Below are 21,504 nucleotides of genomic sequence, written 5' to 3'. Positions count from 1 at the left end.
ATTGACAGAGCCGCGACACAGGCGCGGCGACGGATCGAGCGCGGCGCGATCGGGGAAAGTGTCAATGGCGAGCAATCACCCGGATTACGCTGCGCTCCGTTCGGGCTACACGACTATGTCCTAGCCCCCGCCGAAATCCCGCGGGCTGAACGGCAAATCCAGCACCTTCCATTCCCCGTATTTGTCGGCCGGCAGCATCTTGTAGGGCTGGCAATTCTGGAGTGCGCTCATTGCGGACTTGACGATGGCGACGCCCTTCGCGGACGGCGGGGCTTCCATCAGGATCGGCTCGCGTGCCAGCGTGCCGTCGGTGGCGAACACCGTGCGCAGCTTGATATAGACGTTGTCGGTCGGCGCGACCCCGGACGGCAGCTTGGCGCAGTTTTTCAGGTGACGGCGCAGCTCGGCGATGACCTCGGACGGCAGCTTGGCGGCGATCGAATCCTTGGCGTCGCCGCCGTCGTTCTTGGGGGCGTCTTTCGGCAGCTCCGTCAATTCAGGTGGCAGGCCCAGCATGACGCCGTACTTGACGGTGACGTCGGGCTCCGGAGCCTGATAGGCCGGCGGCGGTGCGGCCTGGGGCTGCTGCATCACCTGTGATGGCGGCGTCGGAGGCAGCGGCATGCCCTGAGGCGGCGGTTGCGGCATCGGCTGCGGCAGGGCTTGCTGCGGAGGCTGTTGCGGCTGTGCATTGACCTCGCGCGGGTTCGGCGGCGAAGGCTGTTTCTGCAATTGTTGCTGCTGCGCAGAACGTTGCGGCTCGGGCGAAGCCTGCGGTGAGGGCGATGGCGCGGCTTGCTGCTTGGCCGTCGCATCCGACTTGTCGGCGAAATCCAGCTTCGGCAGCTTCAGGTCGGGTTTCGGCTCCGGCGGCTTCTCCCTCGCCTCTTCCTGGGCCCTCTGCTCGGCTTTGGCCTCCTCCTTCACCTGCTCCGGCGTGACGATGTCGACCGTAACAGTCTCGGGTGGCGCGGCGTGGAACGGATGGACTTCGCTGATCAGGATGATCAGCGCCACCAGCGTCAGATGCGCGATTGCCGACGCCGCCAGGTCCGTCCGTATGATCTTCCGCAGTTCCATCGATTGACTTCAGGTTGCCGCGCTGGTCCTAGCATAATGGAAGCCCCCTCAATCCCATTTCGGCGCGAAGCCGAAGTCGGTCAGGCGTCCCCTGGGATTGGCGAGCGCGGCGATCCGGCCCATCTCGTCCTCCGACAGTTCGAAATCGAAGATCTCGATGTTTTCCGACAGACGCTCGACGCGCGAGGTGCGCGGGATCGCGGCGACATTCTGCTGCATCAGCCAGCGCAGGCACACCTGCGCCGGGCTCTTGCGATGGACGCGGCCGATCTCCGCGAGCGTCTGGTCGGACTTGATGCGGCCCTTGGCGATGGGACTGTAGGCGACGAGAGCAAGACCATGCTGGTCGCAGGCCGCCCTCACCTTCGCCTGATCCAGATAAGGGTGATATTCGACCTGATTGCAGACAAGCGGCTCGGGCGATAACGCCACCGCCTGCTCGATCAGCGCCACCGTGAAATTGGAAACGCCGATGTGGCGGGTCAGGCCCATGCGCTTCGCATGCGACAGCGCTCCAAGCGTCTCCGCCAGCGGCACATGCGAATTCGGCCAGTGCAGCAGCAACAGATCGACGGAGGGAAGTCGCAGGCGGGCGAGGCTCTCCTTGACCGAGCGTTCGAGATCGTGGGGCGCGAAATGGTTGGTCCAGACTTTCGTCGTGAGGAAGATGTCGTCGCGGCGCACGCCCGAGGACCGCAAGCCGTCGCCGACCTCGCGCTCGTTGTCATAGGCCTGCGCGGTATCGATGTGGCGATAGCCGAGCCGCAGCGCCTGCTCGACAATGCGAGCGCATGGCCGGCCGCCCAATTCCCAGGTCCCGAGCCCGATCGCCGGGATCCTTGCACCATTGGCCTCGACGAACAGCATGAGGAATCCTCTCTGTTGCGGCAGCCCCAAATCATCCGGCCGTCATTATGGACCCGGCCCATGACGCTGCCAACGGACGCCGCGACAGTTCGGCCGGATATTCAACGCAATGCTAACGGCAGGTTCGCGCGAGCTCTTGGCGTTCCGTCCTTAGCGTCAAACTTTGGCGAGCGCCTGGAAGACCGTATCCGGCGCATGCGCGATCACGGCGAGCAGCGCGCGGGCCGGTCCGCGCGGGGCGCGCTTGCCCTGCTCCCAGTTGCGAATGGTCTCGACTGGGACGCCGAGTTTTGCGGCGAACTCCATCTGCGTGAGGCAGGCGCGGCGGCGCAAATCGCGCACCGCGAGCGGGCCGGCATCGCCCGGCGCGACATTGGCCGCCGGCTGGACCGGAAATTCCTGTCCGTCCCGCAATTCGACGATCCGTCCGTCCGCCTTCAGCCGCAACCGCATGCTCATTCCCCCAAGCGGGGCGATGATGCGGCAGGTCGCTTAAGTTCGGATTAAGAGAGCGGTCTCGTGCCCCGGACGCAGCGCAGCACTTCTTCAGCGTTGCGCTGCAGTGTCGGGGCCCATCTCGTGGGTCTCGTCCCTATCGCTTTTTGGGTCCCGGTTCTGCGCAGCAACGCTAAGGGCGTTGCTGCGCGCCCGGGACACGAGAGTGAGGTTGCCGCACGTCCGTCCTACTTCAACCCGAACCAGAGCGTCGCGATGCCGAGGAAGGAGAAGAAGCCGACGACGTCGGTCACGGTGGTGACGAAGGTGCCGGACGCCACCGCGGGATCGGCCCTGACACGGTCGAGCGCCATCGGGATCAGGATTCCGCCGAGCGCGCCGGCAATGAGGTTGCAGATCATCGCAAGCCCGATGACGATGCCGAGGCCGGGGATCTTGAACCAGGCCACGGCCGCGATGCCGGTGATCACGGCGAAGGCGAGACCGTTGACGAGGCCGACCAGGCTCTCGCGCATCACCACGCGCCAGGCGTTGGAGGAGCCGAGCTCGCGCGTCGCCAGCGCCCGCACCGCGACCGTCATGGTCTGGGTCGCGGCATTGCCGCCCTGGCTCGCCACGATCGGCGCCAGCACGGCGAGCGCCACCATCTTCTCGAGCTGGCCTTCGAACAGGCCGAGCACGGAGGACGCCAGGAAGGCGGTGGCGAGATTGACCAGCAGCCAGTTGAAGCGGCCGCGCGCAATGGTGAGAAAAGTGTCCGACAGCTCCTCGTCGCTGGTGACGCCGCCGAGCGCCTTGAGGTCCTCGTCCGCCTCCTCCTCGATGACGTCGACGACATCGTCGACGGTGATGACGCCGACCAGGCGATCCTGGGTGTCGAGCACAGGCGCTGCGACGAGATTGTACTTGCCGAACATGCGGGCCACCTCCTCCTGGTCCTCCAGGACGGAGACGCGGCGGCGATCCTCGTCGGTCAGCTCGGTGAGCGGCACCGGACGGCGCGCCCGCAGCAGCACGTCGAGCGGCACCGCACCCTGCCAGTGCTGGTCCTTGTCGACGACGTAGATCTCATAAAAGCGGTCGGGCAGGTCCGGCGTCTCGCGCATGTAGTCGATCGCCTGGCCCACGGTGAAGTCCTGGGGCACCGCGATGAATTCGGTCTGCATCCGCCGGCCGGCGGAATTCTCCGGATAGAGCAGGCTGCGCTCGAGCGCGACGCGCTCCTTCAGCGGCAGCTTCTCGAGGATCTCCTCCTGTTCCTCGGCATCGAGCGTTTCCAGGAGCTCGACCGCGTCGTCGGATTCGAGCTCGCGGACACCTTCAGCGACGGTCTCCGGCGGCAGTTCCTCGAGGATCTCCTCGCGCACGGCCTCGTCGACCTCGTTCAGCGCGGAGAAGTCGAAGTCGCGCCCGGTCAGCTCGACCAGGCGGACGCGGTCGTCGGGCTGCAACGCGCCGATCAGGTCGCCCAGGTCGGCCTCGTGCAGCTCGGCGACGATCGCGCGCAGCTGTGCCGAGTCTGCGGCCTCGATCGCATGCGCGATCTCCTCGACGAATTCGTGACGAATTTCGCCGTCTTCATTGCGCATCGGTACGTGGTCGAGTACCGAATCCGCGGCGGGAGCGGCAACGTCCAGATGTTCATCCATGGCGCGCCTCGCCGTTTGACAGGTTGGATCAGATGGTCTGGGCTGACGGTTCAGGCAATACCCACAAGCGAACAGCGAGCGCAATGACAAAGATGCAATGCCCGGAATGGACGCCGATGGCGCTGGGCGCGGTGCTGGCCGGCCTCGTCGGCGCGACCTCGCTTGAAGCCGCCGAGTGCCCGCGCAAGGACGCGCTCGGCACTGCGCGCGTTCTGAGTGTCGACGTCAAGGCCACCCCGCGCGTGGGCCTGAAGAGCTTTCCGCAGACGCTGCCACTCGCCGATCGCGAGGTCGTGCTGACCTTCGATGACGGCCCACATCCACCGACCACGTCGAAGGTGCTGGCGGCGCTGGCGCAGGAATGCGTACGTGCGACCTTTTTCCTGATCGGCCTGCACGCCTCCGAACATCCGGACATGGTCAAGCGCATCGCCAGCGAGGGCCACACCATCGGCCACCACACTTTCTCGCACCCGTTCATGGCGCGGATCCCGTTCGACAAGGCCAAGAGCGAGATCGACCGCGGCATCGCGGCCGACGAGATGGCGCTGCGCGGGGTTTCGACCACGACGCCCTCGACGCCGTTCTTCCGCTTCCCCTATTTCGAGTCCACGCCCGCACAGCTCGACCTGCTCCAGGCGCGCGGCATCGTGGTGTTCGGGGCTGACCTCTGGGCCAGCGACTGGAACGAGATCACGCCGGAGCAGGAATTGAAGCTCGTGACCGAGCGCCTCGCCGCGAGCGGCAAGGGCATCATCCTGTTCCACGACCCCAAGGCGCGCACGGCCGCGATCATGCCGGCCTTCCTGCGGTATCTGAGGGAGAACGGGTATCGAGTTGTTCACATCGTTCCGGCAGGCCCAGCGCAGAAGAATGCCGATGCGCATTGATGCCGGAATGTCACGCCGGCGCAAAATGGGTGATTTGGGGCCAATTAATACTCTGTTCATGCTACCCCATGCAAAGTTGAGGGCGGCTCCGGTTGAACCGTTTTGGGGCATCTCCGACCTATTAAGGCGGCAATCTCATGGGGGCAGACGAGGTTCATGATCGGAAGTAGCGTTGGTTTGCGGACGCGATCGTGGACGGCCCTTGGCCTGTTGCTGGGATTGCTGACGACCGCTTCGCCGGCGGCGCTCGCGGCCGACTGTCCCGGCCATCCCGACGCGCTCGGGACGTCCCGTACCCTCGTGGTCGATCCGCGCGAGCATCCGCTGATCGGCACCATGCAATATCGCGAGACGCTGCCCCTGAAGGACCATGAAGTGGTCCTGACCTTCGACGACGGTCCGCTGCCGAAATATTCCAACCAGGTGCTCCAGATCTTAGCCGACGAGTGCATCAAGGCGACCTTCTTCATCATCGGCAACCAGGCCAAGGCCAACCCGGAAGGGGTGCGCAAGCTGGTGGCGGCGGGCCACACCGTCGGCACGCACAGCATGGACCATCCGCTGACGTTCGATCGCATGCCGATCGAGAAGGCCGAGGCCGAGATCAACGGCGGCATCGAATGGACCGCGGCCGCAATGACGGATCCGACCAAGCTTGCGCCGTTCTTCCGCATTCCCGGCCTGATGCGCGCCGAAGGCGTGGAGAACCATCTGATCTCGCGCGGCATCCAGGTCTGGAGCGCCGATTGTCCGGCCGACGATTGGCGCCATGTGTCGTCGGATCGCGTCTATCAGCTCGCGATCCAGCGCCTCGAGGCCAAGGGCAAGGGCATCCTGCTGCTGCACGACATCCAGGCCCGCACGGTGGCGGCGCTGCCGAAGATCATCCGTGACCTCAAGGCGCGGGGCTATCGTATCGTCCATGTGGTGCCCGCGACCGCCGATCGGCCGGCGACGCCGACCACGCCGGTGGAATGGCTGCTGCATTCGCCGACCGAGACGACGCCGATCGCGCGCTGGCCGCGCGTGCCGAATTTCGTGTTCGCGCAGACCCGGATGCTGCCGGCGCCCGCCCTTGCCGATCTCAATGCGCAGACCGAGCACCAGCCGCTGCTGCCGCGCCGGACCATGGCGCAGGCGAATGTCGAGGCTACCCTGCCCGTGCCGGGCCGCGATCTGTTTGCGATCCCCGAGGGCTCGGTCGAGGTGCTGCTGTCGACGTCCTTGTCGCGGCGCGCGACGCGGCTGGCCATGGCAGCCCAGACGCCGCACGCGGCCAAGGACAAGGCAGCCAGGGGCAAGGCAGCGAGATCGCAAGGACGGCGCACCGCGCAGGCAGCGCCAGCCGCGCCGAAGCCCGCCGCGCAGACCAAGAGCGCTGCCCCACACCCGACCGGCGTCGCCAGCCTGAAGAAGCGTGCTTAAGGTCCTACTGCCGCATGATCGCGGCGACGCAGAGCAGCACGATCAGCGCCAGGAAGAACAGGTCCATATAGGACTTGAGCTCGCCGTCGCGCCGCAGCCGCGCAACGTCGGCGACGACCTGCTTGCGTGCCGAGCTTCCGCCCGAGCCATCATTGATGGGAGCCTGAAGGCGCCGCGTCTCGGCTTCCAGCTTCTCGATCTTCTGGAAGAAGTAGAACGCGCGCAGCGTCGAGGCGGCGCGCATGGCGGCATAGACCAGCACCAGGATCGCCAGGATCGCCCGGTTCGGATACTTCTCCATGAAGTTCAGGCTGAAATAGACCACCGCCAGGAAAGCGAAATTGGTGATGAAGCGGTAGACGAAGCTAAGAAAGACCATGCTGGCTCGAGCCTTGAGGGATGCGCAACCGGATCGTTGCGCATACGGAATCAGGGGGCCGGACGGAGCAGCCGGCCTGGAGACCGTGCAGGTCCGTCTACGCCAAATTTGTTTCAACAAAGATACTATCGCCTCGCAGTTCGCCGCCATTTAGCCACACGCGGCCATAATGCAAGACGGAGCATGCCGTCGGTCCATTGCACGCCGGTAGCCCGCAACGGTTCAATGGCGATTTGGCGGAAGTCGCGATAGACTATCGACCGCCACCAGATGTGGGGTCTGCCGATGTCGAAGAAGGGAATCACGGGCCACGACGACTGGGTTCTGACCGAGGCCCTCGCGACCGCGCTGGTCGCACTGGAGCAACTCGAGCCCAAGCACCGGCCGAACGCACATATGGACGACATCCGCAAGATGCTCTCGAATGGCAAGGAGCCGGCCGCGGTAAGCCTGCACCTGGCCCAGGCCAAATGCCGCCTGTTCCCCGACCTCGATCCGCTGGAGATCTACCGGGAATACGGCATCGGAGAGGAATACGGCTAAGGGGCGGTCGACGATCGAGCTAAGGGCCGCCGGCAACCGATCCCGCGATCACCATGACCAGCGCGCCAAGGTCGACCTTGCCGTTGACGTTCAGCTCCTCCGAGCGTTCGGCATCATCCGCGCCTTGAACCCTAAGCGCTTGCGGCCGCTCGGCGGCCTGTCTTTGCAGCTCGCCGATGATGGCTTCCTTGAGTTTCTCTTCCAGCATGGGGCGTCGTCCTTCAGGCCGCCATCGCGCGGCAGGATTGGGCGCAGGAGCGGCACATCGCGACGCATTCGTCCATGCCGCCGATCCGCTCGCAATCCTCGGCGCATTCGGCGCAAATTTCAGCGCATTCGCTGCAGGTGTGCCTGTGATGGGGCGTGTTGATCAGCATGAAATGCGCCGCCGTCCGGCAGATCTCGGCGCAGGCCATCATCAGGCGGAAGTGCTTTGGCTCCACGTGCTTGCCGCCGGTCTCGAGGCAGTGATTCATCGCCGTGCCGAGGCATGTCTGATAGCAGCTCATGCAGAGCCCGATGCAGCGGGTCATGTCTTCGGATTGGGCCATCCGTTCTCTCCCATCGCGCGCCTCACTCCGCTCGACCAAAGCGGGGCAACGCGCTTCGTTCCAGGTTCCGCTCGATTGTGTGGCTCTGCCAGGCCCGGCCGCGTCATGCCAAGAGCCGCGGCAGGCTGTTATGGATCGTGCAGGCGGCAATTGCGGCGTGGCCGAAGGCGACCGAGATCTGGTGCAGGTCGGTGACGATATCGCCGATGCCGTAGAGCCCATCGATCGACGTGCGCTGATGGTCGTCGACCTTCAAATAGCCTTCGGCGGTATGTTCGGCGCCCAGCACCATCGCGAGCTGCGAGCGGACCTCCGCGCCCATCGCGGGATAGACTATGTCGAATTGCGCCGTCCGGCCGTCCGCGAAGGCGGCTTCGACGCCGTTGTCGCGTCGCCGCAAGTGCAGGTCGGGCGCGAACACGAGCCTCACACCCGCTTCAGACAGCTCTGACGTTGCTGCCTTCCCGTCGTCCGGACCGGTTGCGAGCAGCGTCACGTCGCGCGAGTAGCCGCGCAGGAACAACGCCTTGCCGGCAGCGCGGTGAAGAGGGCCGACGACGCCGGTGCGGCGGCCGGCGGCCTCGAAGGCGTCGCAGACGGGACAATAGCGCAACAGCCCGTCCGCGACCGCCGCGCGCCATTCCACGAACGGCGGATGGGTGTCGACGATGCCGCAGGCGAGAACGACGGTGACGGCCTGATGTGCGCGACCGTTCCAGCTCGCTTCAAAGCCATGCGCGTGCCGCTGCAATGTGGTGACCTCTGCGTCGACCCGCGCCACGACGAGCTCGTCCAGTTGCGCCGACATGCGCGCGATCAATTCGGTGCCGGACAGACCGTGGACGAAGCCGGGGACGTTGTGACTGCGCGGGATCAGCGCCGCCCGGCTCGCGCCGGCGTCCACGACACAGACGCTGCGGCGAAATCGCGCCAGATAGATTGCGGCCATTAGTCCGGCCGGGCCGCCGCCGACGATCAAGCAATCGAGTGGCGCGCTGGTCATTTGGGGTTTGGGTCCTGAACACCAGCACCGGGGTCCTGGAGCCGCCCGCTCCGCGCCAGCCGGACCGCGTTGCCGAGCGCGCGCGCCGCATTCCGCACCTGCTGCTCGAATTCGTCGTCTTCGTCGAGCTCGCGATGCGAATTGGCGTATGGCTCCATATAGCCGACATAACCGTCGAGCTCGGCGTAACGGCCCGCCGAGATCAGCTGCATGTCGGTAAGCCAGTCGGACAAGGCGCGGCGCACCCCCTCGGCGCCGACCGCATCGCCGTGAACGACGACGCCGTAATGACGGCCGGCGAGATGACGCGGATAAGGCCAGCCCTTCAGCTCGATCGCCTTGGCTTCAGCGGCCCTCTTGCCATGGGTCGAGCTCGGATCGGGATTGCCGCCGTCGGCGCAGACCATCCGGTCCATCATCGCTTTCAGTCCGGCGGGCACGTGATACCAGTTCACCGGCGCCACGATCAGGATGCCGTGGGCGGCGACCCAGAGCGGATAGATCTCGTTCATCCAGTCGCCCACCTGCCCCAGCGAATAGTTCGGATAGCAGCTGCATGGCCAGTGGCAGAGCGGCATCGCGGTTGCGACGCAGGATTTGCAGGGATGGATATTCTTGCCGAATTCCGAAGCGAGGCGCGAGAGATCGAGGATGTCGACGGCAAATCCCATCTCGGTGAAGACCGGCTCGGCCAACTTGACCAGGCGCCAGGTCTTGGACATCTCGCCGGGACAGGTGTGCTCGCTGCGGGCCGAGCCGTTGATGATCAGGATCCGCAGCGTCTCACTGGCATCGTCATGCCGTCGCTGCGCCGCAAGCACGGCGGCACGCGCCTCCAGCCAATCGACGGCAATGTCGTAATCGGGATCGGCGAAGCCTGCTCCCGCCTTGCGCGTCAGCGGCGCCTTGCGCGAATGGCTGTAAGCGTCCCAGGCGGCGCCGACGATGGCATCAAGCTCGCGTTGCAGGGGGGCAAAGGCAGGATCGACGAACTGGCTCCTGTAACGGCTCTCGAATTCTTCGCGCGACAGCCTGACGGGCGGCATCCCCTTGCGAATGTCGGCTTCCGTCATGCTGGCTCCTGGCAAAGTCGGGCGCGTTCGACCAACCCGGGGCGCAGCGGCTAGTTCCCGAATGCCTGTTGGCGAACGGCTTCCTGAGCCAGATCGAAATGCGCGATCCGCCGGTCCAGCCGCCATAGCTCGATGCGATGGACCAGCACGAGCGCGGCGGCCTCGCGTTTGGCCTGCTCGTCATCGCCGCAGACGAGATTGATGCATCCGAACACATGACCGTCGCGATCGATCTGGAAAGCGCGATAGTGCTTCATGCCCGGCATCGTCATCGATCTCGCCTGGGATGGGCGGGCGCGCTCAGCCAGTCCGTCAGGTTCGAGGTCACCTCGTTCTGCTTGGCCCGTTGCAGCAGCATCTCGCGCTCCCTACCGGGCGGCAGGCTGCGCGCACGTGCGCGGGCGTTTTCGGCGAATGCAGCCAGCCGCTCCTGGAGCGATTGGGTCTGTTTCCTGCGGTTGCGTTTGGCGGTCATTGTCGTTTCACAAATCATTTGGATGGAAGGAAATTGGCCCCGGCGGGAGGTCGGGCACCGGGGCCCAGGTTTCGTACCGGCTGGGGCGGCCCAGCCCGGCGATGTTTGTAGCTTCCGCCGCATCAGCGGGTTCCGGCATTTCAATAAGTTAACAATGCGTGATTTTGCTCGCGGCTACGCAGCAGGTTTGCGTCGCAGCGCAATTCGACTGCGCCGGAACCGAAATTCTGATTCGCATGTTCATGGGGGACTTGAAGGAGGATCATCATGGCGAAAGCAGCATGGAAACGGCCGGGCTCACCGATCGGCCGCAAAGGACCACGCAAGGCGCATCCCGCCTACAAGCGCCGCGCGCGCGAGCCGTGGACGCCTGCGGACGTGAGCAAGCTGAAGCAGCTCGCGAAAGGCAACACGCCAACCGGCGTCATGAGCATTAAGCTTCAGCGTCCGGCCGCAGCCATCCGCAGCAAGGCGCAGCGTGAAGGGATTTCGTTGAGGCCCACCAATCGCTCGCCGTATAACAGGCGAACCAAAGCCGCGAAGCGGCGTTGACGGAAGGCACCGCCGGGTGACAACCGGACGCAACGGGGACGATGGACGTGGTGCTCATTTTTCCGGTTTCTGCCCACGACACCAGCGCATCGGTACGCGCCGACATCTAACCTGTTCCCGGTGCGTGCAGCCCGGACCCGCGTCGCATTATTTGCGCCGCGGCCTTGCGCGCCAGTCTGCGCATGCCTCTGCGTGGTTCTAGTCGGGCGGCTGCAAGCCTGGTGATCGAAGCCATTCGCTCATCTGAGAGCCGGTCTCCGCTTGCCTCGCCTTGCGCAACATCTCGTCCCGTGCCGCTCCCGGCGGCAGCGCCTTGGCTTCTTCGCGCAGCCGCTGCGCTTCAGCGGCGAGGCGTATCTCCAGCGGATCCGTCTGCTTCGATCGATGCCGCATCAACATGAGGCGTTCTCCCTGATGATCGGGCAGAGCGCGCCGTTGCGTTCCCCATGGTCAGGCGCTAGCCACACCCAAACGGCGTGGGCGAACCATCAACGCTCCAGAAGCGGAGCGGTTGCCGGGTTCCGCAAAAAACCTGGCAGCAGATCGCCTAACCGGCACTCGATGTGAACTCGTCTTCCCGATTGTCACGATGAGCCTTCACCTCGGTGAGGACCATGGCGCTCTCCATGAGCGCAAGGCGCAGTTCACCCGCGGCCTGGCGGTGCTCGGCCGCAAGCAGTCGATGCTGCTCCCGCAGAGCGCGGCTGATGTCTATCGTGCCGGCTGCGCGGCAAAGGAGGGGATCGCGCATCGGTCCATGATAGGACGCCAGCGTGAAAGTGCCTTTTACGCAAGTTACTCAAAATGCGCCGCCGGCTCAAAATTCATGCAGGCACTAACTTGGATTAAGATCTTAACGGCGTTGCCGTGCCTGTCGAAATGAGCCGCTCGGAAGCGGGACGATCGACGCTTGGTTCGTGGAAGTTTGCGAAAGCCCGCGCGCTCACCAGTCGCAGACAGGACGGCGCCCCTACTTCTTGAGGACCGCCCCGGCGAGCTGCCATTCCAATTGATCACGGGCGAGATGTAGCTGCTTCCTGATCTCAGCGTTGAGAGCCCGCAGGCGGACACTCTCCTCAATTACGCGATCAGCGCGCTCTAGCAGGTCTTGGGTTTCAAAGGCGAAAGGATCGTCGTCCATAGCATGCTCCCGATCAATGCAGGCGGGAGCACGCGATCTCTCAGCCACCGGCGCCTACGGGCAAAGCCTTGGCCGGTGATGCAGGCACAATACTCCAGATTGCTTCCACTTCATAGTGAGATAGATCGCAGCGAATCCAACGGTAGCACACGGCCCAAGCTGGCCCTCGGCAGAGAAACGACTCTGGAACTGGCTCAGCGGCTCGCCGGCCTCATCCGAAATTTCAGCCGCGCCGATAGAGCTGCAGATAGCTCGGCGAGAACAGGGCAGCGTTCTTGAGCGCGCCGAGATCGTTGATGGTCAGCGTGCGCTCGCGCAGCACGATGAGGCCGGAGGCGCGCAGCTCCTGGAGCGTGCGATTGAGATGGACCACCGAGAGCCCGGTGGCGTCCGCAAGGTCCGTCTGCGTGATCGGCATGACACAAGAATTGCCGTCGACCATGCCGACGGGACGAAGCCGCTCGATGATCTCGCAGAACAGATGCGCGACGCGCTCCAGGGCGACGCGACGGCCGAGATTGATGGCCCATTCGCGCTGAATCGCGGCGTTGACGAGGGTCTCGCACAGGAACGCTTCGGCGAGCGAGCGGTGGTTGGCCACCAGGCTCTCGAAGTGTGCACGCTTGATCTCGGCGTATACGACGGGCGTCATCGTCGCGATGGAATGGTCGATGGCCGGCATCAGGAATGCGTGCGCGTCGCAGCTCTCGCCCGGAAAAATGAAGTTGACGATCTGGCGCCGGCCATCCTCAAGGGTTTTGTAGCGGCAGAGCCAGCCCGACAGCACGAGACGGACGCTATCGACGGCATCGCCCTCGGAGATCAGGTCCTCGCCCGATCTGGTGCGCTGCAATGCCTCAAGCAACGCGTATTCGAGTGATTGCCGCGCCTCAGCCGACATCGGCCTGAGCACGTTCAATCGGCGAATGACCGGTTCAGCGAGGCTGCGGTCGGATGTTGAAAGCGGCATCAGTCAGCCACCGCCGGCGTATGGAAAGTGCGTCTGCTCAGGGGGACCGTGATCGTGCATTGCAGGCCGGCAGGATCGAATGCCATCGTGGTCTGCCCCTTGAAGTCAAACGCAAGTGTGCGCTCCAGGAGCTCGGTGCCGAAACCTTTGCGCGGCGGCGGTGCGACCACCGGCCCGCCCCGTTCCCGCCATTGGAACATCATCACTGCCGGCTCGGTGCTCTCCTCGATTCGCCATGAGATCTCGATGCGCCCGGTCGGCTGGCTCAGGGCGCCGTATTTCAGCGCGTTGGTCGCGAGTTCGTGAAGAGCCAGCGCAAAGGTTTCCGCGGCTTTGGACTGCAAACGCACCTTCGGACCGGTCAAACGCACCTGCTCGCCTTCCCGGGCATTATAGGCCAGCAGCTCCTCGACGGCGAGGTATTCGAGATCGACACCGCTTTCGGGATCGCGGGTCACCATTGCCTGGGTGCGGGCGAATGCGCTCAGCCGGCCATCGAGATGGGAAGCAAACTCCTCGACGCTCTGGCTTGTGTCGGCCGTGCGACGAGCGATCGAGCGCACGACGCCCAGCGTGTTGCGGACGCGGTGCTGGAGCTCGGCCAGCAGCAGGCGTTGCCGCTCCTCGGCGCGGGTGATGGCGGTGACGTCGATGAAGGTGATGACGACACCGGCGATGAAATTGTCGATGCTGCGGTAGGGCAGGACGCGCGCAATGTAGCGCGTACCGTTGTCGGGCGCGCTCAGCTCGCGCTCCGCGCTGGCCAGCGTGCGCAGCACGCGGCGGACGTCGTCATAGAGCTCCTCGATCGGGACGCGCGCCTTAATATGACTGATGGGACGACCTGTGTCGGTTTCGACCAGATGCAAAACCTGCGTAATCGCGGGCGTGAAGGTCATCACCCGCAAATCATTGTCGAGAAATACGGTTGCGATCTGCGTGCTTTCGAGGAAATTCTTGAGGTCGCTGGTGGCGCGGGTCAATTCCTGAACGCGATGAGCCAGCTCGCCGTTGACGGTGGTCAGCTCCTCGTTGACCGACTGCAATTCCTCACGCGAGGTTTCGAGCTCCTCATTGGCCGATTGCAGCTCTTCGTTGAGCGACTGGTACTCCTCGTTGGAGGACTTCAGCTCCTCGTTCGTACTTTCGAGCTCCTCGATGGTGGCCTGGAGGCGCTCGCGCGTGGCACGCAGCTCGTTTTCGAGCCGCTCGACATGCTCGGTCCTGACCAGCGCATTTGGATTGGCCTGGCCGGCCTCGATCGTGCGGAGTGGACCATCCTTGAACAGCACGACGAAGCTGCGATGGCCACCGGCGCCGTCCTGGATGGGCTCGACCGTGACGTCAACGAGGATACGATGGCCATGCACCCCGAGTTGCACCTGCTCGGCATGGGCCGGCTCGTTAGTCTCTGCCGCGCGGCCCAGCGCTGTGCGTACTTCCAGGCGCAGATCGCGGTGTACGAGCTGGAGCAGGTCGAGCGTGGCGGCGCCCGCCGTCGGCTCGATGTAGCGGCCGGTGCGCCCGGAGAAGTGCAGGACCTGAAAATTGTCGTCAGTGATAACGTAAGCGGGCGCATAGCGCTCCGCGATGCGCTGTGCGCGGCGCTCGAGGCCGACGTCGGGGCCGAACGAACGCACCGGCGGCAGCTCGACGGGGACCCTTCCCGCCACGGTCGTGATCGGAAACTCCGGCGGCAGCCGCGTTCCTGTCTCGAGCCGCTTGAAGATGCGGGCGCGGCGGTCCACCGGCGCGAACAATTTTGGATGCCGCGTCACGTTCTCGGAATTGCCAAGAAACAGGAAGCGATCGGGGAGCAGCGCGAAGTGGAACAGCGGGATCACCCGGCTCTGCAACTCGGCATTGAGATAGATGAGCAGGTTGCGGCAGGAGACCAGGTCGAGCTTGGAGAACGGCGCATCCTTGATGACGTTGTGCTGGGAGAAGATGCACATCTCGCGCAGTTCCTTCACCACGCAATAGGTGTCGCCCTCCCGGACGAACCAGCGCGCCAGGCGCTCGCTGCTCATATCGGCCTCGATATTGGTGCGATAGCGGCCGACGCGCGCCGTTGCGAGCGCCCGGCCATCGATGTCGGTCGCGAAGATCTGCACCTGCGGCGGGGAATCCATCCGCGCCATCTGCTCGCGGAGAAGGATGGCGATGGAATAAGCTTCTTCGCCAGTTGCGCAACCGAGCACCCAGACGCGCACCTGCTGCCCCGCGCCCTTGCCTTCGAATATCTTCGGGACGATTTGGGTCTCCAGGACCTCAAATTCGCGCTTGTCCCGGAAGAATTCGGTGACGCCGATCAGAAGGTCGTTGAAGAGGTGCTGGACTTCGTCCTTATCGTTGCGCAGGAAATCGACATAGGCGGCGATTTCGTCGATCTGGACCACCTGCATGCGCCGCTGCACGCGGCGCAAGAAGGTGTTCTGCTTGTAGCCGTGGAAATCGTTTCCGGTCTTGTTGCGCAGAATGTCGGCGATGCGTGATAGCGAGGCCGCGGCCGCGGCCAGCACCTCATCAAACCCCTGCTTCTCGTCCAACCGTCGCAGATGGCGGGCATAAACCCGGATGTGCTCCGGAATGTCTTGCGGCGGCAGCACGTAGTCCGCGATGGCCGCTGGCGTGTTGGCGTCCTCGAGATGATCCAGCTCCTCGCTCGCGACTTTTTCGGCGATGGCAAGACCGCCATGATCCTTCAGCGTCGCTGCGCCGAGCGTGCCGTTGCCGCCGGTGCCGGCCAGTATGACACCGATCGATTGCTCGGCGCGTTCTTCCGCCAGCGACACCAGGAAGCTGTCGATCGTGGCCCGCTCACCGGGCGCCTGCTCGGCCTCGCGGATCGCAAAACGGCCGCCATGGATCGTGGTGATCATCGCCGGTGGACAAAGATAGATCGTACCGCCCTCGATGGTTTGGCCGTCGCCGATGCCGGAGACCACGGCAGCGCTCGCATTTTGCAGGATTTCGCGCAGCCGCGGCTCGTCCAACGCCTCATGATGCTGAAGCGCCAGTACGACAGCCTGATCAGGCTCAACGGTGAGCTTGGCAAAGAAGCGCTCGATACTGTCCAGGGCAGTCGGCGAGGCACCCACCCCCACGATCAGCGGGGACCTGATCTGGCGCTCTCTTTCGACCGGCTGGTCGCCGACTTCGTGCATGTCCTTGCTAGCTTTCATTGGCTGGCGGGGCGAACCGCTCCCCCCAAGCACATAGCAGAAATGGATGTTATCCCAATAGATGGAAGGCAGAAATGCTTAGAGCCAATAGTGGCCCGAGGGCGGCTCAGCCCGCATGCCGACCTTCCCATTTTGAACCCGCGGAAAAATAGAGGCTGCGCAGCTCGGGCCGGCAGCGCGACCGTCCGGGGTTGAGATCGTGTGGAATTGAGCGTCCAACGTCAGCCTTATCTCGGCAGCGCAGGATCAATCTCGTGCTGGAGATAGGCGACACGCTCCTCGATCAGGACGCGGTGGCGCTCCCACTCGGTCAGCGTCTGTTTGAGAAGGGCGACGAGCCGCTCGGCCTCACCCGCGTCATGGCCACCAGCCATGAGCTCTCGAACCCGATCCTCCTGGTCACGGATACGTTTCGAGCCCTCTTCGATGTCCTCATTGGCCTTGGTTAGATGGCGGCGCTCGGAATCGAGTTGCTCGGAGCATTCGGTAACGGAGATGGCCATGACAGCGCCCTCAACCTTCCCGCTTGCGCAACGGAGCATCCAGCGACCTTAGCACGACGCGCCTGATCATGTCGGCATATTCGCGATATTCGGCTGCCCTCGCCTCATACATCTCGGCAACGGCGGACCGGCCACTGCGACGCCCATCCGCGGCCATGCGCTGCACCAGTTCCGCGCGTTCCTCGATGATGCGCAAAGCAACACGCAGGGCTTCGTCGACCCGCCCTTCCTGCTCCTTGGCAAGGACATCGGCACCGAAAGCATGACCGACCTGACAGCGGAAACGTATCGGGCGCGATTCCTTGACCTCGGACAGCACGCCCCCGCACGCCGGACAGGTCAGCGCGACGGGATCGGCCATCGAGACAAGCTTGTCACTGCCGATCCGGTCGCCGGCTGCGATCTCCACCTCAAGCCTGATCTCGGGCGGGATCGGCAGAATGGCTCCGGCCTGCTCTCTGACGAGTTCGGAGAGAACGTCGCCCATACCGGCGCTGGGAACACAGACATCAACAGTGGTCGCCTCCATCGCGCGTTGCGGCATCTCGTCGGCAATGGCGTCGGAGGGGTCTTGGACTACGGTCATCCCGCCGCAGCGCTTGATGGCATTGAGGCCAGCCGCCCCGTCCGACAACAGGCCGCTCAAGAGCACTCCGATCACGCGCGGCCCGTGATAGAGGGCTGTTGAGCGGAACAAGGGGTCGATCGCCGGCCGGACCATGTTCTCGCGCGGGCCGCGCCCGAGCAACACGTGATCCTCCGCCAGCAGGAGATGGTGGTCAGGTGCAGCCAGATAGATCCGGCTAGGCTCGATCTTCATGCCGCTTTCCGCCTGCCGGACTGGCAGGGCGGCGACGCTGCTGGCGACGGTCGAGAGAATGCCGATCCCTTGCGCCGGGATGTGCAGGACGATGAAGACGGCTGCCGGCAGATCGGGCGGCAAGCGGCCGAGGATCTGCTTCAGGGGCTGGGTCGCTCCCGCCGAGCCCCCGATGACGATGATGTCGCGGTTAGCCATTTGGGTCGCATCGTTTTTTACCAAGGCGGGTCCCCCTTGTATGTTCCAAGGGGCTGGAAGCGGAGGCTTGAGGCACCATGGCAACATCGCCCAACCCGTCGCATCAGCGCGGGCCGCTCGCCGGGCGTCGCATTTTCGTTGTTGAGGACGAGTATTTTCTCGCCGATGACATCGGCAACACGTTTCGCGCGCTGGGCGCGGAGATTGCGGGTCCGGCCGGTCATTTCGAGGATGCCGTCAAAATCCTGCACGACGGCAGCATCCTGCATGGCGCGGTGCTGGACGTGAACATCCGCAGCGAGATGATTTTTCCGATTGCGCGCGAACTGAAGGCGCGCAACATCCCGTTCGTGTTCACCACAGGCTATGACAAGATCACCGTCGGTCCGGAATTCGAGGACGTGCCGCTTCCGGAAAAGCCAATCGATCTCGGCGCGATGGCGCGGAAGCTGGCCGCACTCATCGCCGATCCGCGCGGTTGACGATCAGAACAGATGCGCGACAGCGAGCCAGGGGTGACATAGGGCAGCGCGGCGCGCAAGACAGGAAACCTCGCGCGGTCACTCCATCATCATCCAAACGATGGCCGCCATCATCACGAGAAAGCCCGTGATTGCAGTGGCGATAAAAGCCTGTTCGATGCGGTCCATCGCCATCGCAGCCCCCTTTCCAGCCCGCACACTTTGACCACCTTGGGGGACCCGCGCACTAGGTTATGTGAATCGGGCGCCGCGCTTCATCGGCCATCTACTCCCGCCAGAACTCCTCCAGTTCCTCCGCGGTCACGAGGTCGACCTGGCCGTGAAAGCGGGTGCGGTACATCGTCATGAGCGCATCGTGCCCGACGTCGGACGAACTGCACAGCGCGTCCTCGACGATGACGACCCTGAAGCCGAGGTCGACGGCGCTCAACACCGTCGACAGCACGCAGACGTCGGTCTCTGCGCCCGTGACCACGACCGCACCGACATTCTTTTCGATCAGCAGACTCGCGAGTCCGGGATTGCTGAATGCGGAATAGGCCGGCTTATCGATAATGACGGCCGGAGGAACGAACTCGCTCAGGGCCGGCACGAGTTCGAGACCGGATGGCGGAAGATACCTGCGAGTGGCCTGGCGCCAGCGATGGAAATAGCTCTGCCATTGGCCGGGACGGTCTTCCGGATCCTGCGGCGTGATGAAGCGCGTGAAGATCGTTCTGGTCGGATGGCGGGAAACGATTGAGGCGATCGTCGGCAGCACCCGCTCCATCCAGGGCGTCGCCCAGAGCCCGCTCGGCGCAAAGATGTTCTGCATGTCGATGCAGAGGTGAACGGCATCCCTGATCTCGGCAATCTCCGAGCTACTATCCCTCATCGTTCTCCACCGTCAGGCGCTCGGCCGCACGCCGTCAGCTGGCATTCCCCGCCGAGTTCAGCGACGGCAATGCGAACGCAAAGGCTTTGGTTCCTGGGAACTGCCCTTGGGCTGCCCTTGAGCTGACCTTGGGCCCGCTTGCGCTTCCCGTCCGGTCACATGAAGCCCGGGTTGCGCGGCAGATACTGGGCCCAGTCTCCGAACTCACGCGAGGACATCAGCAACATCGGACACTTGATCCGCATTCCGTGCTCGATCGCGGTGTTGAGAGCCGGCCCGCTTGCGCCGGGCAGGAAGGCCGATATCCGCGACGAGCCACTCTCAAGCGCCAAATGCAGCGCCGTCCTGAACGCGGGAGCGACGGCATTCGCCTGCAGGACCGCGAGCGGTCCGATGTGTCCGCCGGCGTCCACGTAAGCGTAGCCCGCCCAGTCGCTGCCGTCGTAGAGATTGACCCCTCTCGTCGCGCGGTCGCTCATGAGATAGCGATGATGCTTTTCGCGGGACACGCCAAGCACCCGCTCGTCCGCCTGAACCAGGCGACGCAGCGTCGAAGCCGCATCATCGAGCGGCGTGAATTGAAACCGCGCACCGTGCAGACGACCCATCAGATGCTCTCGCGATACGCCGACGCTGTAGATGGGAAATCGCGGCAGCAATCCATGGCGGATATAGAGACCTTGCGAGACCGTGTTGAAGCTGAAGGTAATGAGCACCCGGTTGGAGGCGGCCGATGTCTCGGCGTGCTCCAGGGTCCGCTTGATCAGTTCGTGGCCGATGCTGCGTCCCTGCTGATCGGGAGACACGAAGAGCTGGGCCAGAAACCACATGTCACCGCAGACCCAGCTCCAGGCGAAGCCGAGAATCCGCTCGCCCTCCTCCGCCACCCACAGACCGTCGGGGTCGTCCTGCATGGAATACAACTGAAACCGGGGAGGAGAAGAAGCGGCCATCGGCCCAAAGCCATGCCGTTGCGTGAGATCGTTGATGCTGGACACGACGAGAGCATCGGCGACTTCCAGATCCTGGGCGCGCGCCAGCCGGTAAATCACAGACATCGGGCAACTCCGCTGGTGATCAGGTGACGTTCAAAATCTCGCGGTGCCGGAATCGAGCCCAAGCGCCAGCCGGCCGGCGATGATGTAGTTGTTCGGACTCATCGCGATATGCGTCGCGACGGCGCGCACGTCGCGGACGGCGCGCTCCAGGACGCAGGTCTCGAAGATGGCGGCCGCGCCCACACTGGTGGCCAGCTCATCGGTAATGGACATCGCAGTCTCTGCCGCGTGTGCGTTGGCGATCCGAATGTCCGCCCGCGCCTCCACCAGTCGCTTGCCGCCCGTAGCGGTAGCGGCCATCAGGTCCGTCATGGCATGACTCAGGAAGGCGCGGGCGGCGCGAAGCGTTGCTCTCGCCCGACCCAGCGTTGCCTGGACTGTCTCACGATCGCGCAGCAGGACCCGGCTGCCAACGTTGCTTTTCCGGCAGGCGAGCTCCGCGAACGAGGTCATGGCGCCGGACGCTATGCCGAGCGGCACGCCGCAGATGCTCCACGCGAATACCGATAATGGCGGCATGCGATAGAGCAGTCCGGGCTGGGTCGGTCGCGGCGCGAAAAACGGATGGACGTGAGCGGCCGGCACGAACACATCGCGCGCTTCGAAATCGCAACTTCCGGTGCCGCGCAGTCCGGACACATGCCAGTTGTCGTGGATGGTCACGTCTGCCCGATCGAGATAGCAGCAGAGAAGTGGCGACGCCGGGTCCTCAGGCTTGATGCTAGCCAGCACCATGAAACGGGTCGCATGATCCGCGCCGCTGCCGAACGGCCAGCGTCCCCAGAGGCGGTATCCCCCTGCAACCGCCGTTGCCATGCCGACTACGCCAGTCGCGCTGACGACGAAGGCGCGCGGGTCGGCAAACCACTCGCGTGCAACGGCCTCGCCGAGATAGCCGCCGAGCCGGCTCATGCCGCCGCCGTTGCCGACCAGCCAGCCGACTGAACCATCGAGCGCCGAGGCGGGCTCGACAACGCGCATGAACGCGAAGGGAGACAACTCGGGTCCACCGAGCGCACGCGGCAGCCACAGGCGGAATAGACCGGCGTCAGCGAGTGCCGCGAACACCGCGTCGGGCAAGCGCCGCGCATCGTCGAACTTGCTGCGCTGCGCAGCGATCAGCGGGGCAAGTCCCTGGATGGTCTCGAGCAGGTGGCGAGCCGGCTCCGGGGTGCCGGCAATCACGTCCGGATCAGGGCGAGGCAGCAGGTCGTCCGCCTCGAGCACATCGCAATGGTCGCGCATTGGGCAAACCTCCAAATTGGCAGCGCCGCCGCAGCATGATCCCGCGCTTCCCGGAGGTCCTAAATCAGTTCCGAAAAAGTCGCGA

The 21,504-nt window shown here is 64.5% G+C and carries 26 protein-coding genes; 6 read left to right on the top strand and 20 right to left on the bottom strand.

What is annotated here, in order from left to right:
• Positions 1-120 precede the first annotated feature (120 nt).
• From IVA92_RS11270 to mgtE, 4 genes are all read right to left on the bottom strand, one after another.
• Positions 121-1,080 (bottom strand): hypothetical protein, encoded by a 960-nt coding sequence (locus IVA92_RS11270; protein WP_247275746.1) that lies wholly within the window; start codon positions 1,078-1,080, stop codon positions 121-123.
• A 48-nt stretch (positions 1,081-1,128) separates the two neighbouring features.
• Positions 1,129-1,947: an aldo/keto reductase gene (locus IVA92_RS11265; RefSeq protein WP_247275745.1), complete on the bottom strand. Its 819-nt coding sequence runs from the start codon at positions 1,945-1,947 to the stop codon at positions 1,129-1,131.
• A 156-nt stretch (positions 1,948-2,103) separates the two neighbouring features.
• Positions 2,104-2,406, bottom strand: a complete 303-nt coding sequence (locus IVA92_RS11260; protein WP_247275744.1) for a helix-turn-helix domain-containing protein — start codon at positions 2,404-2,406, stop codon at positions 2,104-2,106.
• 224 nt (positions 2,407-2,630) lie between these two features.
• Positions 2,631-4,052: a magnesium transporter gene (gene mgtE / locus IVA92_RS11255; RefSeq protein ID WP_247275743.1), complete on the bottom strand. Its 1,422-nt coding sequence runs from the start codon at positions 4,050-4,052 to the stop codon at positions 2,631-2,633.
• Positions 4,053-4,168: 116 nt separating this feature from the next.
• On the opposite strand from mgtE, the gene IVA92_RS11250 reads away from it, so the two are divergent.
• Positions 4,169-4,942 (top strand): polysaccharide deacetylase family protein, encoded by a 774-nt coding sequence (locus IVA92_RS11250; protein ID WP_247275785.1) that lies wholly within the window; start codon positions 4,169-4,171, stop codon positions 4,940-4,942.
• A gap of 156 nt (positions 4,943-5,098) precedes the next feature.
• A complete protein-coding gene (locus IVA92_RS11245; protein WP_247275742.1) occupies positions 5,099-6,367 on the top strand; it encodes a polysaccharide deacetylase family protein in 1,269 nt (422 codons plus the stop codon).
• Between the two features lie 4 nt (positions 6,368-6,371).
• Here the strand turns inward: IVA92_RS11245 and IVA92_RS11240 are convergent, their stop codons facing one another.
• A complete protein-coding gene (locus IVA92_RS11240; protein WP_247275741.1) occupies positions 6,372-6,746 on the bottom strand; it encodes a hypothetical protein in 375 nt (124 codons plus the stop codon).
• 285 nt (positions 6,747-7,031) lie between these two features.
• On the opposite strand from IVA92_RS11240, the gene IVA92_RS11235 reads away from it, so the two are divergent.
• A complete protein-coding gene (locus IVA92_RS11235) occupies positions 7,032-7,289 on the top strand; it encodes a hypothetical protein (protein ID WP_164940018.1) in 258 nt (85 codons plus the stop codon).
• Between the two features lie 19 nt (positions 7,290-7,308).
• On the opposite strand, the gene IVA92_RS11230 is transcribed toward IVA92_RS11235, so the two are convergent.
• The 6 genes from IVA92_RS11230 to IVA92_RS11205 all read right to left on the bottom strand — a co-directional run bounded on the left by IVA92_RS11230 (position 7,309) and on the right by IVA92_RS11205 (position 10,391).
• On the bottom strand, positions 7,309-7,497 hold the full coding sequence (locus IVA92_RS11230) for a hypothetical protein (RefSeq protein WP_247275740.1): 189 nt from the start codon (positions 7,495-7,497) through the stop codon (positions 7,309-7,311).
• Positions 7,498-7,510: 13 nt separating this feature from the next.
• A complete protein-coding gene (locus IVA92_RS11225) occupies positions 7,511-7,840 on the bottom strand; it encodes a four-helix bundle copper-binding protein (protein ID WP_247275739.1) in 330 nt (109 codons plus the stop codon).
• A 103-nt stretch (positions 7,841-7,943) separates the two neighbouring features.
• Positions 7,944-8,843 carry an NAD(P)/FAD-dependent oxidoreductase gene (locus IVA92_RS11220; protein ID WP_247275738.1) on the bottom strand — a complete coding sequence of 300 codons (900 nt, stop codon included), beginning with the start codon at positions 8,841-8,843 and terminating at the stop codon, positions 7,944-7,946.
• Complete coding sequence (locus IVA92_RS11215) at positions 8,840-9,916, bottom strand: flavodoxin family protein (protein ID WP_247275737.1); 1,077 nt, start codon at positions 9,914-9,916, stop codon at positions 8,840-8,842. The genes IVA92_RS11220 and IVA92_RS11215 overlap by 4 nt, the downstream gene beginning before the upstream one ends.
• A gap of 50 nt (positions 9,917-9,966) precedes the next feature.
• Positions 9,967-10,188: a hypothetical protein gene (locus tag IVA92_RS11210; protein ID WP_247275736.1), complete on the bottom strand. Its 222-nt coding sequence runs from the start codon at positions 10,186-10,188 to the stop codon at positions 9,967-9,969.
• Positions 10,185-10,391, bottom strand: coding sequence for a hypothetical protein (locus IVA92_RS11205; protein ID WP_247275735.1), 207 nt, complete (start codon positions 10,389-10,391; stop codon positions 10,185-10,187). Before IVA92_RS11205 ends, IVA92_RS11210 begins: the two co-directional genes overlap by 4 nt.
• 267 nt (positions 10,392-10,658) lie before the next feature.
• On the opposite strand from IVA92_RS11205, the gene IVA92_RS11200 reads away from it, so the two are divergent.
• On the top strand, positions 10,659-10,943 hold the full coding sequence (locus IVA92_RS11200; RefSeq protein ID WP_247275734.1) for a hypothetical protein: 285 nt from the start codon (positions 10,659-10,661) through the stop codon (positions 10,941-10,943).
• A 198-nt stretch (positions 10,944-11,141) separates the two neighbouring features.
• Here IVA92_RS11200 and IVA92_RS11195 read toward each other — a convergent pair whose 3' ends face one another.
• Positions 11,142-11,342, bottom strand: a complete 201-nt coding sequence (locus IVA92_RS11195; protein WP_247275733.1) for a hypothetical protein — start codon at positions 11,340-11,342, stop codon at positions 11,142-11,144.
• Between the two features lie 190 nt (positions 11,343-11,532).
• Here IVA92_RS11195 and IVA92_RS11190 point away from each other — a divergent pair, with 190 nt between their 5' ends.
• A complete protein-coding gene (locus IVA92_RS11190; RefSeq protein ID WP_247275732.1) occupies positions 11,533-11,826 on the top strand; it encodes a hypothetical protein in 294 nt (97 codons plus the stop codon).
• 87 nt (positions 11,827-11,913) lie between these two features.
• Here the strand turns inward: IVA92_RS11190 and IVA92_RS11185 are convergent, their stop codons facing one another.
• The 5 genes from IVA92_RS11185 to IVA92_RS11165 all read right to left on the bottom strand — a co-directional run bounded on the left by IVA92_RS11185 (position 11,914) and on the right by IVA92_RS11165 (position 17,760).
• A complete protein-coding gene (locus IVA92_RS11185) occupies positions 11,914-12,084 on the bottom strand; it encodes a hypothetical protein (protein ID WP_247275731.1) in 171 nt (56 codons plus the stop codon).
• Positions 12,085-12,307: 223 nt separating this feature from the next.
• Positions 12,308-13,054 (bottom strand): Crp/Fnr family transcriptional regulator, encoded by a 747-nt coding sequence (locus IVA92_RS11180; protein WP_247275730.1) that lies wholly within the window; start codon positions 13,052-13,054, stop codon positions 12,308-12,310.
• Positions 13,054-16,221 carry a CheR family methyltransferase gene (locus IVA92_RS11175; RefSeq protein ID WP_247275784.1) on the bottom strand — a complete coding sequence of 1,056 codons (3,168 nt, stop codon included), beginning with the start codon at positions 16,219-16,221 and terminating at the stop codon, positions 13,054-13,056. The genes IVA92_RS11180 and IVA92_RS11175 overlap by 1 nt, the downstream gene beginning before the upstream one ends.
• A gap of 245 nt (positions 16,222-16,466) precedes the next feature.
• Positions 16,467-16,742, bottom strand: a complete 276-nt coding sequence (locus IVA92_RS11170) for a hypothetical protein (protein ID WP_247275729.1) — start codon at positions 16,740-16,742, stop codon at positions 16,467-16,469.
• Between the two features lie 10 nt (positions 16,743-16,752).
• Positions 16,753-17,760, bottom strand: coding sequence for a chemotaxis protein CheB (locus IVA92_RS11165; protein ID WP_247275728.1), 1,008 nt, complete (start codon positions 17,758-17,760; stop codon positions 16,753-16,755).
• A 77-nt stretch (positions 17,761-17,837) separates the two neighbouring features.
• On the opposite strand from IVA92_RS11165, the gene IVA92_RS11160 reads away from it, so the two are divergent.
• Complete coding sequence (locus IVA92_RS11160; protein WP_247275727.1) at positions 17,838-18,242, top strand: response regulator; 405 nt, start codon at positions 17,838-17,840, stop codon at positions 18,240-18,242.
• 265 nt (positions 18,243-18,507) lie between these two features.
• On the opposite strand, the gene IVA92_RS11155 is transcribed toward IVA92_RS11160, so the two are convergent.
• The 3 genes from IVA92_RS11155 to IVA92_RS11145 form a co-directional block, all read right to left on the bottom strand.
• Positions 18,508-19,116, bottom strand: coding sequence for an isochorismatase family cysteine hydrolase (locus IVA92_RS11155; RefSeq protein ID WP_247275726.1), 609 nt, complete (start codon positions 19,114-19,116; stop codon positions 18,508-18,510).
• A 155-nt stretch (positions 19,117-19,271) separates the two neighbouring features.
• Positions 19,272-20,174 (bottom strand): GNAT family N-acetyltransferase, encoded by a 903-nt coding sequence (locus IVA92_RS11150; protein ID WP_247275725.1) that lies wholly within the window; start codon positions 20,172-20,174, stop codon positions 19,272-19,274.
• 30 nt (positions 20,175-20,204) lie between these two features.
• Complete coding sequence (locus tag IVA92_RS11145) at positions 20,205-21,419, bottom strand: acyl-CoA dehydrogenase family protein (protein ID WP_247275724.1); 1,215 nt, start codon at positions 21,417-21,419, stop codon at positions 20,205-20,207.
• Positions 21,420-21,504: the final 85 nt, after the last annotated feature.

The organism is Bradyrhizobium sp. 154 (assembly GCF_023073875.1).
Lineage (GTDB): Bacteria > Pseudomonadota > Alphaproteobacteria > Rhizobiales > Xanthobacteraceae > Bradyrhizobium.
The sequence above is the reverse complement of the archived record's forward strand: the minus strand, read 5'-3'. Positions and strand labels throughout refer to the sequence as shown.